Here is a 17,463-nt window from a genome sequence, read left to right on the forward strand (position 1 = left end):
AAACAGAAGACTTAAAAAAATAAACTTCTTATGTTAAAACAATTTATAGAAAGACCGGTCCTTTCAACGGTCATCTCCATAATACTCTTATTATTGGGAGCTTTGTCTCTCTTTAATTTACCGATTGCCCTCTTTCCGGATATCGCTCCACCAAGCGTTCAGGTAACGGCATTCTATCCTGGAGCCAATGCTGAAGTTGTAGCACGTTCAGTTGCAACTCCTATTGAAGAAGCAGTGAACGGGGTTGAAAATATGACCTACATGACTTCCAACTCCAGTAATGATGGTACCATGACACTTAGCGTGTACTTCAAGCAGGGAGCAGATGCCGACAATGCAGCAGTAAACGTACAGAACCGTGTATCAAAAGCGATGAGCCAGCTTCCTCAGGAAGTAGTACAGGCGGGAATTTCAACCCAGAAAGTTCAGAACAGTATGATCATGTTCATGGGGTTAACCAGTGAAGATGAAAAACAATATGATGAATTATTCCTTCAAAACTACCTGAAAATTAATGTTATTCCACAGATACAGCGTATTCCCGGGGTAGCACAGGCTCAGGTATTCGGAACAAGGGATTATTCCATGAGAATCTGGCTGAAACCGGATCGTCTGGCAGCTAATAATCTTTCTCCTCAGGAGGTTTTGGGAGCCATTAAAGACCATAACCTTGAAGCTGCTCCGGGTCGTTTGGGACAGGGAAGTAAGGAAACTTACGAGTATATCCTTAAATATAAAGGAAAACTGAACAAGGGCGAAGACTATGAGAATATTTCCATCAAAGCAAACAGTGACGGCTCTTTTCTAAGACTGAAAGATGTTGCACGAGTAGAGTTCGGTTCTTATACCTATACAGCGACCAACAGAGTAGATGGAAAACCGGTGGCCGGATTTGCTATCTTACAAACCGCAGGTTCGAATGCCAATGAAATCCTGACTGAAATTGAAAAGCAGGTGAAAGTAATGGAAACCACTCTTCCAAAAGGAGTGAAGCCTATTATCATGTATAATTCCAAAGACTTTTTGGATGCTTCTATCCATCAGGTTGTGGAAACGCTTGTTATTGCTTTCGTGTTGGTATTTATTGTAGTATTTATTTTCCTTCAGGATTTCAGATCTACTTTAATTCCGGCTATTGCCGTACCGGTAGCGATTATCGGAACCTTCTTCTTTCTGCAGTTATTTGGTTTCAGTATCAACATGCTTACCTTATTTGCATTGGTACTCGCCATTGGTATTGTGGTAGATGATGCGATTGTGGTGGTAGAAGCCGTCCATTCTAAAATGGAACAGACGGGAATGCCTGTAGAGCATGCTACGATGCACTCGATGAGTGAAATTTCAGGAGCCATTATTTCCATTACGTTGGTAATGTGTGCCGTGTTTATTCCGGTTGGTTTCATGCAGGGACCTGCAGGAGTTTTCTACAGACAGTTTGCTTTCACTTTAGCCATTGCGATTTTAATTTCAGCAGTGAATGCATTAACATTAAGTCCCGCATTATGTGCAATGTTCTTAAATGATCCTCAGGGAGAACATGGGGAGCACGGCCATAAAAAAGGTTTTGGAGCAAGATTCTTCAATGCTTTTAATGCCAGCTTCAACAGCATGACGAGAAAATACATCTACAGCCTTAAATTTTTAATTAAAAATAAATGGGTTGCGATAGGAGGCCTTGTTGTCATTACAGCTGCAAGTGTATTTTTAATCAAAAAAGCACCATCAGGATTTATTCCTACGGAAGACCAGGGATTCGTATTGTATGCAGTGAATACTCCTCCGGGAAGTTCACTGGAAAGAACACACAGAGCTACGGCACAAATTGATAAAATTATCAACGGTGAAAAAGCAATCAACCACCTTTGGGTAGCGGATGGGATGAATTTCATCAGTAATGCCAACGCTTCTCCCTATTCTGCAGGTTTCATTAAGCTTAAAGATTATGACAAACGTGGTGACATGAAAGATCCTGACCAGATTGCAGCAACGTTGACAGGTAAGGTAAGCCAGGTGAAAGATGCGAATGCATTCTTCTTCAACTTCCCTACGGTACAAGGTTTCGGTAATGTTTCCGGATTTGAATTCATGCTTCAGGATAAAACAAACGGTTCTTTTGAACAGTTGGGAACAACCACTCAGCAATTCATTGGTGAATTGATGAAAAGACCTGAAATTGCTTTCGCCTTTACAACTTATGCAGCAGGAAATCCTCAGTATACCATTGATGTAGACACAGATAAAGCCAATCAGCTGGGTGTTTCTGTAACAGAACTGATGCAGACGATGCAGATTTATTTCGGAAGCAGCTTTGTATCGGATTTCAACAGATTCGGAAAATATTACAGAGTAATGGCACAGGCCGATATTCCTTACCGTACAGATGTTAATTCACTGGAAGGAATTTATTTAAAAAATAAATCGGGAGAAATGGTGCCGGCAAAAACATTGGTGACATTAAAAAGATCTTTCGGTCCTGAGACGGTAACAAGAAATAACCTTTTCAATGCAGTTACGATTAACGGAACTCCAAAACCTGGCTACAGTACCGGAGATGCCATCAAAGCGGTAGAAGAAGTGGCTCAGCAATCACTGCCAAGAGGATATGGATATGAATGGACAGGGATTACCCGTGAAGAAATTAAAACAAGCGGACAGACTGCCTTTATTTTCTTCTTAAGTATCCTATTCGTTTACTTCTTACTGGCAGCACAATATGAAAGCTACATCCTTCCGTTTGCTATTATTCTTACTATTCCAACAGGGATTTTCGGAGTATTTGCCTTTACAGGATTAGCTGGAATTGATAACAATATTTATGTTCAGGTAGGATTGATCATGCTTGTGGGACTATTGGCTAAGAATGCCATCCTGATTGTGGAATTTGCCGTACAGAGAAGAAAAGCAGGTAAAACATTGATAGAATCTGCTCTTCAGGCATCAAGATTACGTTTAAGACCAATCTTAATGACCTCTTTTGCCTTTATCGTTGGAATGCTTCCACTGGTATGGACGCAAGGTGCTTCTTCAAAAGGAAACCACTCCATCGGTTACAGTACCGTAGGCGGAATGCTTACAGGAGTAATCTTCGGGATCTTTATCATTCCGGTAATGTATGTCATATTCCAGTATCTGCATGAAAAAATGCCAAGCAGAAAAAAGAAAAGACTTCTGAAAAAACAAATGGAGGAAGAACTTTTAGCTGCTACACACTAATAAAAAATGAATGACAAAAACTTAGAGAAAATTTTAAGATCATAGGTTTACCTATTTACCTGCCTGATCTTAATGGTTTAAAAAAGCTAATTATTTTCTCCTACTAAAGACAATTTTTGCCTCTACAGAAACCTCTCTAAGTTTTGGATTCAATTAAAAGTTTAAAAACTATGAAACGAGTAAAAAATATTATTCTAACATTTGTGCTGGCCATCGGCTCTGTTTCGTGTGTGTCTAAACTGGCATACACGGAGCCTGAGCTTCCACTTCCGGAAAAATTCCAGTACACCGCCACTGCAGACACTGCCAGCATAGCCAATCTGGAGTGGAAACAGTTTTTCAGTGATCCTATTTTACAGGGATTGATTGAAAAAGGAATTAAAAATAATTATGACCTTCAGATTGCCCTGAAACAGGTAGCTGCTTCACAGGAAAAACTGAAACAGGCAAAATATATGCAATATCCGGACGTTGGTTTCGGAGTAAGCGGACAGATTTCAAGACCTTCTAAAAACAGCATGAACGGACAAAGCTTAAATTTATTTTTAGGCTCAAGCCATGTTGAAGACTATAATGCGGCCTTCAACCTTTCGTGGGAAGCGGATATCTGGGGAAAAATCAAAAACCAGCAGGAAGTTTCAAGAATGCAGTATCTTCAGACCTACGAAGGTTCAAAAGCGGTTCAGACTCAGGTAGTGGCTGCGATTGCTCAGGGATATTATAACCTGCTGATGCTTGATAAACAACTGGCTATCGCAAAATCCAATCTTGAACTAAGCAGCAAAACCTTACTGATGACACAAAAAATGTGGGAAAGCGGTGATAATACTTCTCTTGGTGTTCAGCAGGCAGCAGCACAGAAACAGGCAACAGAACTTTTGATTGCCCAGCTGGAGCAAAATATCGCTATCCAGGAAAATGCATTGAGCATTCTTGTGGGAGAAGTTCCTAATAAAATCAACAGAACCATTGAAATGTCTGATACTTCCCTGCCACAAAACATTACAGCAGGACTTCCGGCAGCTATGGTAAGCCGCAGACCGGATGTGCGCCAGCAGGAATTGGTTTTATTAGAGTCTAATGCGATGGTAGGAATTGCTCAGGCTAATATGTATCCGGCATTGAAAATTACAGCCAACGGAGGAGTAAATTCATTCAAATTTGACAACTGGTTCCAGATTCCGGCTTCGTTATTCGGATCGGTCTTAGGAGGAATTACCCAGCCTATTTTCCAGAAAAGACAATTAAAAACAGATCTTGAAGTAGCAAAAATTCAAAGAGAGAAAAATGTGTTGGCATTCCGTCAGTCGGTATTGAATGCCGTGGGAGAAATTTCTGATGCTTTGGTTTCCAATGAAAATTTAAAAGTTCAGGAACAGAAAGCCACGGAACAATCTACCACGTTAAAAGACGGAATTAAAAGTGCACAACTTCTTTACAAAGGAGGTTCAGCCAATTACCTGGAAGTGATTACAGCACAGGGAAATTCCCTGCAGGCAGAGCTGAATCTGGCTTCCATTAAAAGACAGAGATTAAGCAGCATTGTAGATTTATACAGAGCGCTGGGCGGCGGTTGGAAGTAGTAAATTAAATTATATTTGTTTTAAGATGCGGTTCTTTTTGGAGCCGCATTTTTTTAATATTAAAAGCCCCTGATTAATTATTATCTGTACTGTCATTCTGAATGGAACAAAGTGGAATGAAGAATCTTTAAAAATAATTGAAGAGATTCTTCGTTCTTCAGCATGACAAACTAAGCGCTTAGTTTATCCGCACACTATGTCATTCCGTAGGAATCTATATTTTCAAGGCTTCCAGAGCTACTTAATAATGTGAAATTATTTATTCCTGAAATTGTTCCGCAATCCATTTCAGCAAATCTTCATATTCTTTGTCAGAATATCCCAACTGTAAATAATGAATATCATCCGCCTTTCTGTACCACGTCAGCTGACGTTTTGCATATCTTCGGCTGTTCTTTTTAATTTCTGAAACCGCAAAATCAAGATCCCACTCTCCGTCAAAATATTTGAAAAGTTCCGCATATCCTACTGTATTTAAAGCCGTCAGCCCTTTGAATTTTTCAAGACCTTTCACCTCATCCAGCAACCCGTTATCCATCATCATATCCACCCTGCGGTTGATTCTGTCATAAAGTTCTTCTCTAGGAGCTTCAATTCCGATTCTGATGACATTAAAATCTCTGGAATCCTGAGAAACCGAAATATGTTCTGAATATTTTTTATCTGTTTGCCAAATAATATCAATGGCTCTCAACAGCCTGCGGTGATTGTGAATATCTACCACATTGAAATATTCCGGATCGAGTTCCTGTAAAATTTCCTGAAGCTTTTCTATTCCCTCCTGCTCCATAATAGCCTGAAGTTTATCCTGATTTTCAGCATTGGCCTCCGGCAGATCATGCAGACCTTCTATCACCGCTTTTTCATACATCATACTTCCGCCAACAAGAATGGCAGTATCATGAGTTGTAAAAAGTTCATTAAGTTTTTGAAGGGCATCTTCTTCGTACTGACCGATAGAATAATATTCTTCCACTGAAAGATTTCCGATAAAATGATGAGGTGCAGCAGACAACTCTTCTTCCGAAGGAGCAGCCGTTCCTATTTTCATTTCTTTAAAAAACTGGCGGGAATCACAGGAAATAATCTCCGTATTGAAATGCTGAGCCAAATCAATAGCCAATCTCGTTTTACCAATTCCGGTAGGTCCTACTACAGAAATTAAATTTTTCTTTTTCACCGCGCTAATTTACGAAAATGAGTTTATTTAATTTGCTGGAGGATGGAAGTTAAAATTAGATCTATAACAATCTTCCTGCTTCCTGCCTTCATCTTCCAGCCATTTAACATTAGCCAAACTATAGACTTAAATGTTTATCTTTGTAGAACAATAAAAAACTATGATTTTATCAATGACCGGATTCGGTAGAGCCGAAGATGTTTTTGAAGGAAAGAAAATTACTATAGACATTAAATCTCTGAACAGCAAGAGCTTTGATTTAAATATTAAAATTCCTTTACGTTATAAAGAAAAAGAATTTGAAATCAGAAAAATTCTTAATGATAGAATTATCCGTGGAAAAGTAGACTGCTACGTTAATATTGAGAATCTTGAAGAGTCCAATGATGTAAAAATCAATAAAAACTTAATTGACTCTTACATCAATGAACTTAAAAACATAGCTTCTGACGGCCCCAATTTCGAATACCTTAAAATGGCAGTAAGACTTCCTGATGCCATTACATCAAGACCTGACGAATTAACGGAAGGCGAATGGGAAGCTTTGGCTAAGATTGTCAACAATGCCGTAGACAGATTTGAAGAATTCAGAAAAACGGAAGGCAGTAATCTGCATGAAGAATTAAACAGGAATATTCAGAATATCGACAAGTATCTTGCAGAAGTGATTCCTTTTGAAGAAGAAAGAATTGTAAGTGTAAAAGAACGTTATCAGAAATCTTTGAAAGAATTTGAAAATGTTGATGAAACACGTTTCTATCAGGAGATGGCCTATTTCACTGAAAAACTTGATATTTCTGAAGAAAAGGTAAGACTTGCCCAGCACCTGAAATATTATAAAGAAGTAATGGACAATGAGTCTTTCAACGGAAAAAAACTGGGCTTTATTTCTCAGGAAATCGGAAGAGAAATTAATACTTTAGGTTCTAAAGCCAATCACGCAGAAATCCAGAAGCTGGTGGTAATGATGAAAGATGACCTTGAAAAAATTAAAGAACAAACGTTAAACGTATTGTAATATAGGTACGAATTATGAGATGCGTGGTTGTCATTTCTAAGAAAAGAACCCGAAACTCGGACCTCGTAACCCGAAATTGTAAAAAATGGATAAAGTAATTATATTTTCAGCACCATCTGGAAGCGGAAAAACTACATTGGTAAAGCATTCACTGGAAACATTTCCTGAACTGGAATTTTCAATCTCATGTACTACAAGACAGCCAAGAGGAAGTGAAGTACATGCAGTAGATTATCATTTTCTGACACCAGAGGAATTCAGACAGAAAATTTCCGAAGATGCTTTTGTAGAATATGAAGAAGTGTACACGGACAAATATTACGGTACTTTAAAATCTGAAGTAGAAAAAATCTGGAGTCAGGGAAAAGTAGTTATTTTTGATGTAGATGTAAAAGGAGGAATTTCGTTAAAAAAATATTTCGGTGATAAAGCGCTGTCTATTTTTATAGAACCACCTTCCATTGAAGAATTGGAACGAAGATTGATTTCCAGAAACACAGATGATGCAGAAACCATAAAAACCCGTGTTGCAAAGGCAGAAGAAGAAATGACCTACGCCAGCGGATTTGACAAGATCGTTATTAATGAAGATCTTGATGCAGCTAAAAAAGAAATAGAAAGTTTAATAAAAAGTTTTATCAGTAATTAATGGCTGGAAGATGGAAGCAGGAGGATGGGAGTAAAATATTACACTCAAAATCTAACTTCTGATTTCTAACCTCTAACTTCTGATCGTAAAAAATTGAGGTTGATATGAGTACCGAAACATTAGAAAAAGCTAAATCTGCAATTCCTGTCAGAGGATTTTTGGATATAAAAGATATTGCTATTCCTCAGGGTGAAGAATTGGTGAAAGCCATTCTTAAACTTAAAGAGGAAAAAAATGCGGTTATTCTTGCCCATTATTACCAACCGGGAGAAATTCAGGACATCGCAGATTTCCTTGGAGATTCTTTACAGTTGGCAAGACAGGCTAAAGATACCAATGCTGACATGATTGTATTCTGTGGAGTACATTTCATGGCAGAAGCCGCTAAAATTCTGAATCCAACTAAAAAAGTAGTTCTGCCGGATACCATGGCCGGATGCTCACTGGCAGATGGTTGTTCCGGAGAAGGACTGAGAAAAATGCGTGAGCAGCACCCGAATGCTTTAATTGCCACTTACATCAACTGTAACGCAGAAACTAAAGCTGAAAGTGATATCATCGTAACCAGTTCAAATGCTGAAACTGTAATAGAAGCTCTTCCGAAAGACAGACCCATCATCTTTGCACCGGACAAAAACCTGGGAAGATATTTATCTAAAAAAACAGGTCGTGATATGATCCTTTGGGACGGAAGCTGTGTAGTACATGAAGCATTTTCAATGGAAAGAATTGCTCAACAGCTGGCAGACAATCCGGATGCAAAACTGATTGCACACCCTGAAAGCGAAGAAGCTGTTTTGAAACTGGCTCACTTTATTGGTTCCACTTCCGCCCTGCTGAACTATGTGGAAAAAGATGACTGCCAGAAATTCATCATTGCAACAGAAGAAGGCATTCTTCACGAAATGAGAAAACGCGCACCTCATAAAGAACTGATTCCTGCATTGGTTTTTGATGAAAGCTGTAACTGTTCGGAATGTTTCTATATGAAACGCAATACAATGGAAAAATTGTATTTATGTATGAAATATGAACTTCCTGAAATTCTTATTGATGAAGAATTAAGGTTAAAAGCATTGAAACCTATTGAAGCCATGCTTGACCTCTCTAAAAGCATAAAATAAATTAAAGAGGTTGTCTCAAAAGTGTCATTCTGAACGAAATGAAATGTAGTGAAGAATCTCATATGTTTGGTTATCAATGAGATTCTTCCTTCGTCAGAATGACAAAAGCCAGATTGTTTGACTTTTGAGACAGCCTCTTTTTTATTGTTATTAAAACAGATATACTATTTTTAAGACACTCCTCCGCTCATACACGACATATCAACAATAACACACATTTTACAACGGTCAGGAAGCATATTAAAAGCCTCGCAAGATGCATCACCGGGATTATTTCCATAAGTTGTATTCTTAGGACATCCTATACATGTTAACGAGCCTGCTCCCTGCAAAGTTTGAAGTTGTTTTCTGTTTAATTTCTTTAGATTTTTCATTGTATTTAAATTAAATTGATTTCAATCTTTTTATTCAACGCTACAGCACAAGTGCGTAACACATTCCTCCCGGCTTGCCAGCATCACCAATTTCTGCCTCCACGGAAACAAAAAAAATGCCCTCCTCCGCATGCTTCAATCTGAATAACAGTGAAACCACCATTGATATTTTTCTTCTCTTCTCTTGATAATTTTTGAATTGTTTTCATAGCATTTAACTTTAAAGTTATCAAAGTTGTTTACACTTTACAAAACCACAAAAGTCACAAAAGGCTTCATTTTTAAAACACTTGGGTTCACTTAAGTAAGTTTAATGGGATACCGCAGAAAAGTTCACATAAGAGTAAAATCAAAAATTACCGCAAAACTTAGGTGTACTTATTAAGTTAAGCATATGGCATAGTTCTGAAAAACTTTTGTGTCTTTTATGGTTAAATAATGATTATAAAGTTTAAACAACCTCATCATTAAAAGTTTTGAAATCAATACGGATCAAAACATTCAAAGCTCACAAGCACTCTACCCTTACAGCATTCCGGCAAAGCGTGATAATCAGCACAGGATCTTGGCTCGCCTGGTCCGTAAGGTCCGGCAGGGCAGTTCTCGAAACAGTTATTCACATCTCCTCCACTGATTGATTTCAGATGCCGCCGGTTTAATTTCTTTAAATTTTTCATGATTATTGCATTATCAGTTAATATTATAAATGTAAGGTTTTTAATCAATTACACCAAATATATCTCAAAAAAAGGAAATATGTTTTTATTATGTTAAAAAGTTGGCTGTTTCAAAATAATTCGTACATTTGTTCCGTTACAATGAATTATTTAAGAAACATATCTGATATTTCTGCCCTGAAATCACCTATTTCAGGCATATCTTCTGTTTCTTCATTCACAACTACAACAATTACCCCATAACGGGGTAGATTTTCACATATTATTCCCGTCACCTGTGCTCTTTTTTTTAAAGAGTAGTTAATTCTATTTACCCAATTTCAAAAAAATACTTGATGAAAGTTTTAAAATTCGGCGGAACATCAGTCGCCCATTCTCAGAATATATTACTGGTGGAAAAAATCGTAAAAAGTGAATCTTTAAAAGGCAAAGTTATTGTCATTGTATCAGCTCTTCACGGAGTAACAGATCAATTGATTAAAGCAGCAGAGCATGCTTCTGTAAAGGATGAAAACTATATTCAGATTGTTCAGAATCTTGAAGAAAAACATATCAGTCTGGTCAAAGAACTTTTCCCAATTGCGGAACAAAGTTCATGGCTAAGCTTTGTAAAAAAACATTTTAACGATATCGAAGAGCTGTGCAACGGAATTGCTGTTCTTGGTGAACTTACCAATAGGATTAAAGATAAAATTGCTTCTTACGGAGAATTTCTGTCCTCAAAAATTATAGCTGCAAGATTACTGCATCAAGGATTGGACTGCGTTTGGATGAACTCTGCAGAACTGATCAGAACAGACAGTAATTTTACCCATGCAAAAGTAGATTTCAAATACACCGATCATAATATTGCCCGTTTTCTGAGTGAAAATCAGAACCGCATTACCGTAGGACCAGGTTTTATTGCGAATGACGGGAAAAATAACGCCACAACATTAGGGAGAGGCGGATCAGATTATACGGCATCTATCATTGCAGCAGCTGTTCATGCAGAAGAACTCCAGATCTGGACTGATGTAAGCGGAATGATGACAGCCGATCCGCGTCTGGTTTCCAATGCTAAACCTATTTCAGAAATATCTTATCATGAAGCGATGGAACTGTCACATTTTGGAGCAAAAGTACTTTATCCGCCTTCCATTCAGCCTGTAATGATAAAAAATATTGACCTGATCATCAAAAATACCTTTGATCCTGATGCACAGGGAACTTTAATCTCTCATCAACTGAAATCTTCAGACGATGAAAAACAGATTGCAGTAGGAATTTCCAATATGAACAGTATTGCCCTGCTTACACTGGAAGGCAGCGGAATGGTAGGGATTCCTGGAATTTCTGCAAAACTTTTCCAGTGTTTAAGTCAGGAAAAAATAAATGTCATTCTTATTACCCAAGGATCTTCAGAGCATTCTATCACCATTGCTATTGAAGAAAAAGAAGCTTTACGTGCTGAACACGCGATCAATTTTTCTTTTGCTGATGATATCAATCTAAAAAGGGTATATGCTGTGAAAATTGAAACAGGACTTTCCATTGTAGCGCTTGTAGGAGAAAGCATGAAAAGCAGAAGCGGTGTGAGCGCAAAAATGTTCGGATGTCTTGGAAATAACGGGATCAATATAAGAGCAATTGCGCAGGGATCTTCAGAAAGAAATATCAGTATCGTTATTTCAGAAAAAGACAGTAAAAAAGCAGTGAATGTACTTCATGAAGAATTCTTTGAATCTGAAATAAAGCAAATCCATCTTTATATCTGTGGAACAGGAAATGTAGGTTCAAAACTGATTCAACAGATTTATAACCAAAATGATTATTTAAAAGAAAACTTTTTGATCAATCTCAGAATTGCCGGAATTTCCAACAGCCGTCATATGATGTTTTCTGATCAGGGAATACCACAGGAAAATTATCTTAACTGGAATCAACTGGGTGAAAAAGCTTCTGCAAGGGAATTTGCTGATGAAATTATCCGCAGAAACCTTAGAAATTCTGTTTTCATTGATGTAACAGCAAGTTCTGACGTTCCTGAAGTGTATGAAAGTTTATTAAAAAGAAGTGTAAACATAGTAGCTTGTAATAAAATTGCAGCATCTTCAGATTTTAAAAGCTATAAAACCTTAAAAAACACAGCAAGAAACCACAGCTGCAATTTCTATTTTGAAACCAACGTAGGAGCAGGACTTCCAGTAATAGGAACCATTAATGACCTCATCAAAAGCGGAGACCAAATTCAATCCATTAAAGCTGTATTGAGTGGAACACTGAATTTTGTATTTAATGAATATGACGGAAGCAGAACTTTTTCTGAAGTTGTAGCCCAGGCTCAGAAAGAAGGATACACAGAGCCGGATCCAAGACTTGACCTGTCCGGAACAGATGTAGCAAGAAAAATTTTAATTCTGGCCAGAGAGGCAGGATATCCGCTCCAGTTTGAAGATATTGAAAATATAGGTTTTCTGCCTGAAGAATGCATGGAGGGAAGCGTTGAGAGTTTTTATGAGAAACTTTCAGTATATGAAGAACATTTTAAAAGCTTATTGAACAATGCTAAAAAAGAAGGCAAAATATTAAAATACGTAGCAGAATTTGAAAATGGAAAAGCAAAAGTAAGTTTACAGCATATTGCTCCGGACAGCGATCTGTTTCATCTATATGGCAAAGACAATATTGTCATTTTTAAAACTCTGAGATATTCCGAACAGCCTTTAGTTGTAAAAGGTGCCGGTGCCGGAGCTGATGTAACGGCAAGCGGAGTTTTTGCAGATATTATCCGTTCTATATAAAAATACAATTATGAAAAAAGTAAAATTAAAAGTACCCGCTACTGTTGCCAACCTGGTTTGCGGATTTGATATTTTAGGAATGGCAGTTCATGATCCATATGATGAAATGGAGTTAAGACTATTGGAGACTCCTGATATTATTATAAGACATACAGACTCTTTCGGGCTACCTGAAGAACCTTCCGGAAATGTTGCCGGAATTGTTCTCTTAAAAATTCAGGAACACTTTAATCTGAAAAACGGCTTTGAGGTCATTATCCATAAACATATAAAGCCCGGAAGCGGGCTCGGCTCCAGTGCGGCAAGTGCCGCCGGAGCCGCCTTCGGAGCCAATGTATTATTAGGAAACAAGTTATCAAAGGAAGAAATGGCTCATTTTGCCATGTTTGGAGAAGAACTGGCTTCCGGGGTACGCCATGCAGACAATATCGCGCCATGCATCTATGGTGGAATTACGCTGGTAAAGTCTACCAACCCGATTGATATTATTCCACTTAACAGCCCTGATTTATTTGTGACGGCAGTACATCCGCAGGTAGAAGTCAAAACTTCGGATGCCAGACAGATTTTAAAGAAAAATATTACTTTAAAAAGTGCCGTGGAACAATGGGGAAACATAGCCGGGCTGATAGCAGGAATTCAGAAAAATGATTTTTCATTGATTGGAAGAAGCCTCAAGGATGTCATTATAGAACCTGTCCGCAGTATTCTGATTCCGAAATTTAATGACATCAAGATGAAAGGCTTGCAATTGGGAGCTTTGGGAGGCGGAATTTCCGGTTCAGGGCCTTCTATTTTTATGCTGTCTGAACAAAAAGAAACAGCAGAAAAAATAGCTCAGATGATGGAATCAGTGTATAATGAAATTGAAATAAAAAGTTTTGTCTACATTTCAAAAATAAACCCGGCTGGTATCCAAATCGTTGAATAAGCTTACTCATAAAAAACAGAAATGAAATATTATAATTTAAAAGACCATCTGGAAAAAATTGATTTCAGAGAGGCGACAATAAAAGGTCAGGGAAAAGAAAAAGGATTATTTTTCCCTGAAAACATTCCCCATTTTGACGAAGAACTCATTCAAAATCTTCATCAGTATTCCAATGAGGAAATTGCGTACAGATGTATGAAAGACTTTGCAGGAGATGAAATTCCATCAGAAATACTTAAGGAAATTGTTGCAGAAACTGTAAGTTTTGAGATTCCTTTAGTCAAAATCAATAAGCACATATCCATATTAGAGCTGTTTCATGGTCCTACCCTGGCTTTTAAAGATATCGGGGCAAGATTCATGAGCCGCTGTCTTTCCTATTTTTTGAAAGACCGGAATAAAAAAGTCACTGTTCTTGTCGCTACTTCAGGAGATACGGGAGGAGCTGTTGCCCACGGATTTTATAAAATTCCACAAATCAATGTGGTCATTCTTTATCCTAAAAACAGAGTCAGTCCGGTTCAGGAAAAACAACTGACCGCGTTGGGCGAAAATATTTCAGCATTGGAAGTAAACGGAAGTTTTGATGATTGTCAGAATCTTGTTAAACAGGCTTTTTCAGATGAAGAAGTCAACAGTCAGTTATTTTTAACCTCTGCCAATTCTATCAACGTTGCAAGATGGCTTCCTCAGCAAATTTACTATTTAATTGCCTTAAAACAATGGATGCAGGAACACAAAGAACAGCCCGTAATCTGTGTACCTAGCGGAAACTTCGGAAATATCTGTGCCGGGCTTCTGGCTCATGTCAGAGGTTTGCCTGCCAATCATTTTATTGCCGCCTGTAATGCCAATCATGTAATTCCTGATTATTTTATAACTCAGAAATACCAGCCACAAAAAGCAATTGCTACCTTATCCAATGCCATGGATGTAGGAGATCCGAGTAATTTTGTACGAATTCTGGAGCTTTTCGGGCATCAGTTTGAAATCGTAAAAAATAAAATTTCAGCTTATTCCGTTGATGATGAACAGACCATAAACACCATCATGGAAGTCTACGAGAAACACGGATATATTCTGGAACCTCACAGTGCTGTAGCATTTGCTGCAATGGAAAAATATCTGAAAGAAAATCCTGAACAGAAAGGATTTATTCTGGGGACTGCCCATCCTGTAAAATTCCCCGATGCTGTGGAAAAAGCCATTCATGGTCAGATTGAAATTCCTGAATCGTTGAAGGGGCTCATGAAAAAGGAGAAAAAAACTGTAGAAATAAATTCAGATTTTGAAGAATTAAGACGATTTTTGCTTCATAAAATCTGAAGCAATGAGCAAAATATATCTTGAAGATGTAAGAATATATGCATACCACGGTGTACTTCCTGAAGAAAATATCATCGGTACCTATTATATTCTGAACATAGAACTTCATACCGATCTGTGGAAAGCAGCAGAATCTGATGATTTACATGACACTATAAGTTATGCAGATATCAATGATATCCTCCACAGCGAAATGAAAATAAAGTCCAGATTACTGGAACATGCAGCGGGAAGAATGATTACAAAAATTCACAACAGTTTTCCTCAGATCGATTATATTAAATTAAAAATCACCAAAATAGCTCCGCCGATGCAGGGAGAAATGAAAGGTGCAAGTATTGAGTTGGAAAAGAGCTTTAAACCGGAAAATTAAAATTCTTATTTTCGTTCATTAAAAAAACATACAAATTGAAATTCGTTACAATATTATTTTTAGTCGCAGGGATCAGTACTTTTGGCCAGACCAATGTTGATAATCAACTTGCAGCCTACAACTTTCCGAAGATTAAGTCCAGTATTACGATGCCGGTGACCATTCCCCTTTCGGAGCTGAGCAATATGATCAATGCTTCCGTGAAAGATCTGGTATATCAGGATGACTCTTATACTGATAATAATAATGATCAATTTAAAGTAAAAGTTTGGAAAACGAGACCTATCCGCCTTGTAGGAGGAACCAGCCAGAATCTGCTGATTGAAGTTCCTTTAAAAATATGGGCAGAAAAAGGAATCGGTACTTTAGGAGTTTATACGTATCAGAATACCACCTTCGAAACCGTAATGTCTTTCAATACTACCGTTACTTTTAAAAATAACTGGACCATTATTACAAACACCCGGCCGAACGGCTTCAGATGGGTAACTAAACCTGTACTTGATTATGGAAGAATACAGATTCCTATTACCTCTCTTGTCGAAAAAAGTTTAAAAGAACAACAGGAAAAATTCTGTAAAACAATTGATCAGCAGATGGCTGCACAGCTGAATTTCCAGCAGTATGCCTTGATGGCCTGGAATACTTTTCTTCAGCCCTTCAATATTTCTGAGGAATATAATACCTGGCTGAAAGTAAGTCCTGTAGGGGTTAATATCACTCCTTTAAAGTTCTATGGAAACCAGATCAATGCTACCCTTGGTGTGGATATCTTTTCTGAAACTTTTACAGGGAATAAACCTGCCGCCTCTTCCCCGGTAACCAGTGTTGCCAATTTTAATACAACCCCTGCAGTTGCTGACAAGTTTATTCTGCAGACTACAGCCAATATTCCTTTTACTGAAGCAAGCAGTATGGCGAGAAAAACTTTCCTGAATAAGGAGTTTGATGTGCGGGATTCTAAAGTAAAAGTAACCGATATCAGAGTGTACGGTGTTGATGACAGAGTGGTTATTGAAGCGCAGACTGATGGTTATATAAAAGGTACTTCTATTATTTCAGGAATTCCGGTGTATGATGAAACAAAAAGGAAAATTGTTTTGTCAGAAACCAAATTTAAGCTGAAAACGACCAATATTCTGCAGAAAACCGCTTCTCTCCTATTTCAGGGGAAAATCGTAAAAATGATTGAAGAAGAATATGGTATTCCCACTCAGGAACTGGAAGAAATCTCGAGAAAAAGCATTGAAGAAGCCTTTAACAAAGAATATTATAAAGGATTAAAGATGAGCGGAAAAGTTTTCAATCTTAAACCTAGTAAAATTTTACTCAGCAATACGGGAATCACTGCCGTTATTGATACGAACGCCTCATTAAAGCTGCTCGTCAATGGATTCTAAAATTTCAAACTTAAAACTAAACTAAAAAACTAATAATTTTACATATGAAAAGAATTCTAAATGTTGTTGAATATAATAAAGCCTCATCATGGGTTAGACTTGCCAATTATTTTCTCGATTTTATAATACTATCTGTTATTAATTACCTTCTTTCTATTCTCGCTAATTTTCTTTACGAAGTAACTTCAATTGAGTTTTTCTACTTATATAGTAATGGAAATATATTATGGCAGTTCTTTATTGGAAATTTCAATTATTGTCTTTATTATTTTTTGATGGAAAACCATTTAGATGGAAGAACAGTTGCAAAGTATATTACAGGAACCCAAGTAATCAGTACAGATGGTACAAAACCAACCACCCAGCAAATTATTTACAGAAGTCTTTCCCGAATTGTTCCTTTTGATGGGATATCATTTCTTGGTATAAATGGCTGGCATGACAAATGGAGTGAAACAAGGGTAATTAACATGAAAAATTATCAGGCTGAAATTCAAGCAAAAAGCGAAATTGAGGATCTTGGAAAGAAAGAAATTGCTTAAAAACTTTTGTTCATAAAGAAATTTTACTATATTTGCACACCTCAAAAATGGTAAAAATGGTACTTTGGCCGAGCGGCTAGGCAGTGGTCTGCAACACCATCTACAGCGGTTCGAATCCGCTAGGTACCTCAGAAAAAACCTCTATGTTATTTAGAGGTTTTTTTGTTTTTATATCTTGTCACGTCCTGAATTTTTTTTTCAATGATATTATTATGAAAAAGCTGTTCGTTTTCTTTCTGATTTCTTTTGGATCAAGCGCAAAATTTGGGGACTAGGCAAAAAGTTTAGCT

16 protein-coding genes and 1 tRNA gene are annotated in these 17,463 nt (G+C 37.4%); 12 read left to right on the top strand and 5 right to left on the bottom strand.

Annotated features, from left to right (window positions below):
• Nucleotides 1-30 precede the first annotated feature (30 nt).
• Nucleotides 31-3,213, top strand: a complete 3,183-nt coding sequence (locus EK417_RS16415) for an efflux RND transporter permease subunit (RefSeq protein WP_136522776.1) — start codon at nt 31-33, stop codon at nt 3,211-3,213.
• Nucleotides 3,214-3,383: 170 nt separating this feature from the next.
• Entirely contained in the window at nt 3,384-4,796 is a 1,413-nt protein-coding gene (locus EK417_RS16420; protein WP_076595843.1) for an efflux transporter outer membrane subunit, read from the top strand.
• Between the two features lie 259 nt (nt 4,797-5,055).
• On the opposite strand, the gene miaA is transcribed toward EK417_RS16420, so the two are convergent.
• The gene (miaA, locus tag EK417_RS16425) at nt 5,056-5,976 is read right to left on the bottom strand and encodes a tRNA (adenosine(37)-N6)-dimethylallyltransferase MiaA (protein WP_136522777.1); all 921 of its coding nucleotides are present in this window, start codon (nt 5,974-5,976) and stop codon (nt 5,056-5,058) included.
• Nucleotides 5,977-6,136: 160 nt separating this feature from the next.
• On the opposite strand from miaA, the gene EK417_RS16430 reads away from it, so the two are divergent.
• The 3 genes from EK417_RS16430 to nadA all read left to right on the top strand — a co-directional run bounded on the left by EK417_RS16430 (nt 6,137) and on the right by nadA (nt 8,767).
• Entirely contained in the window at nt 6,137-6,994 is an 858-nt protein-coding gene (locus EK417_RS16430; protein WP_076595841.1) for a YicC/YloC family endoribonuclease, read from the top strand.
• 85 nt (nt 6,995-7,079) lie between these two features.
• Nucleotides 7,080-7,643: a guanylate kinase gene (gene gmk, locus EK417_RS16435; protein ID WP_136522778.1), complete on the top strand. Its 564-nt coding sequence runs from the start codon at nt 7,080-7,082 to the stop codon at nt 7,641-7,643.
• A 104-nt stretch (nt 7,644-7,747) separates the two neighbouring features.
• The gene (gene nadA, locus EK417_RS16440) at nt 7,748-8,767 is read left to right on the top strand and encodes a quinolinate synthase NadA (protein WP_034694934.1); all 1,020 of its coding nucleotides are present in this window, start codon (nt 7,748-7,750) and stop codon (nt 8,765-8,767) included.
• 170 nt (nt 8,768-8,937) lie between these two features.
• Here nadA and EK417_RS16445 read toward each other — a convergent pair whose 3' ends face one another.
• From EK417_RS16445 to EK417_RS21600, 4 genes are all read right to left on the bottom strand, one after another.
• On the bottom strand, nt 8,938-9,141 hold the full coding sequence (locus tag EK417_RS16445) for a bacteriocin-like protein (protein WP_136522779.1): 204 nt from the start codon (nt 9,139-9,141) through the stop codon (nt 8,938-8,940).
• 83 nt (nt 9,142-9,224) lie between these two features.
• Nucleotides 9,225-9,350, bottom strand: a complete 126-nt coding sequence (locus EK417_RS21595) for a bacteriocin-like protein (RefSeq protein WP_262709827.1) — start codon at nt 9,348-9,350, stop codon at nt 9,225-9,227.
• Between the two features lie 273 nt (nt 9,351-9,623).
• On the bottom strand, nt 9,624-9,818 hold the full coding sequence (locus tag EK417_RS16450) for a bacteriocin-like protein (protein WP_136522780.1): 195 nt from the start codon (nt 9,816-9,818) through the stop codon (nt 9,624-9,626).
• Nucleotides 9,819-9,964: 146 nt separating this feature from the next.
• Entirely contained in the window at nt 9,965-10,093 is a 129-nt protein-coding gene (locus EK417_RS21600) for a hypothetical protein (protein ID WP_262484563.1), read from the bottom strand.
• A 60-nt stretch (nt 10,094-10,153) separates the two neighbouring features.
• Here EK417_RS21600 and thrA point away from each other — a divergent pair, with 60 nt between their 5' ends.
• From thrA to EK417_RS16485, 7 genes are all read left to right on the top strand, one after another.
• Nucleotides 10,154-12,601, top strand: a complete 2,448-nt coding sequence (gene thrA, locus EK417_RS16455; protein WP_136522781.1) for a bifunctional aspartate kinase/homoserine dehydrogenase I — start codon at nt 10,154-10,156, stop codon at nt 12,599-12,601.
• 10 nt (nt 12,602-12,611) lie between these two features.
• Complete coding sequence (locus tag EK417_RS16460; RefSeq protein ID WP_076595836.1) at nt 12,612-13,532, top strand: homoserine kinase; 921 nt, start codon at nt 12,612-12,614, stop codon at nt 13,530-13,532.
• A 21-nt stretch (nt 13,533-13,553) separates the two neighbouring features.
• Nucleotides 13,554-14,858: a threonine synthase gene (gene thrC, locus EK417_RS16465; protein ID WP_136522782.1), complete on the top strand. Its 1,305-nt coding sequence runs from the start codon at nt 13,554-13,556 to the stop codon at nt 14,856-14,858.
• A 4-nt stretch (nt 14,859-14,862) separates the two neighbouring features.
• Nucleotides 14,863-15,231 carry a dihydroneopterin aldolase gene (gene folB / locus EK417_RS16470; protein WP_136522783.1) on the top strand — a complete coding sequence of 123 codons (369 nt, stop codon included), beginning with the start codon at nt 14,863-14,865 and terminating at the stop codon, nt 15,229-15,231.
• A gap of 35 nt (nt 15,232-15,266) precedes the next feature.
• On the top strand, nt 15,267-16,631 hold the full coding sequence (locus tag EK417_RS16475; protein ID WP_076595833.1) for a DUF4403 family protein: 1,365 nt from the start codon (nt 15,267-15,269) through the stop codon (nt 16,629-16,631).
• 44 nt (nt 16,632-16,675) lie between these two features.
• Nucleotides 16,676-17,173, top strand: coding sequence for an RDD family protein (locus EK417_RS16480; protein WP_076595832.1), 498 nt, complete (start codon nt 16,676-16,678; stop codon nt 17,171-17,173).
• A 58-nt stretch (nt 17,174-17,231) separates the two neighbouring features.
• Nucleotides 17,232-17,302 (top strand) — tRNA-Cys (locus EK417_RS16485).
• The last annotated feature ends 161 nt before the right edge of the window (nt 17,303-17,463 follow it).

Origin of the sequence: Chryseobacterium candidae (genome assembly GCF_004916905.1) — a bacterium.
Classification (GTDB): Bacteria; Bacteroidota; Bacteroidia; order Flavobacteriales; family Weeksellaceae; genus Chryseobacterium; species Chryseobacterium candidae.

Bases quoted from the DNA above. Each gene is read 5' to 3' on its own strand.
- EK417_RS16415 (WP_136522776.1), top strand. From the start codon at position 31: ATGTTAAAACAATTTATAGAAAGACCGGTCCTTTCAACGGTCATCTCC.
- EK417_RS16420 (WP_076595843.1), top strand. From the start codon at position 3,384: ATGAAACGAGTAAAAAATATTATTCTAACATTTGTGCTGGCCATCGGC.
- EK417_RS16430 (WP_076595841.1), top strand. From the start codon at position 6,137: ATGATTTTATCAATGACCGGATTCGGTAGAGCCGAAGATGTTTTTGAA.
- gmk (WP_136522778.1), top strand. From the start codon at position 7,080: ATGGATAAAGTAATTATATTTTCAGCACCATCTGGAAGCGGAAAAACT.
- nadA (WP_034694934.1), top strand. From the start codon at position 7,748: ATGAGTACCGAAACATTAGAAAAAGCTAAATCTGCAATTCCTGTCAGA.
- EK417_RS16445 (WP_136522779.1), bottom strand. From the start codon at position 9,141: ATGAAAAATCTAAAGAAATTAAACAGAAAACAACTTCAAACTTTGCAG.
- EK417_RS21595 (WP_262709827.1), bottom strand. From the start codon at position 9,350: ATGAAAACAATTCAAAAATTATCAAGAGAAGAGAAGAAAAATATCAAT.
- EK417_RS16450 (WP_136522780.1), bottom strand. From the start codon at position 9,818: ATGAAAAATTTAAAGAAATTAAACCGGCGGCATCTGAAATCAATCAGT.
- thrA (WP_136522781.1), top strand. From the start codon at position 10,154: ATGAAAGTTTTAAAATTCGGCGGAACATCAGTCGCCCATTCTCAGAAT.
- EK417_RS16460 (WP_076595836.1), top strand. From the start codon at position 12,612: ATGAAAAAAGTAAAATTAAAAGTACCCGCTACTGTTGCCAACCTGGTT.
- thrC (WP_136522782.1), top strand. From the start codon at position 13,554: ATGAAATATTATAATTTAAAAGACCATCTGGAAAAAATTGATTTCAGA.
- folB (WP_136522783.1), top strand. From the start codon at position 14,863: ATGAGCAAAATATATCTTGAAGATGTAAGAATATATGCATACCACGGT.
- EK417_RS16480 (WP_076595832.1), top strand. From the start codon at position 16,676: ATGAAAAGAATTCTAAATGTTGTTGAATATAATAAAGCCTCATCATGG.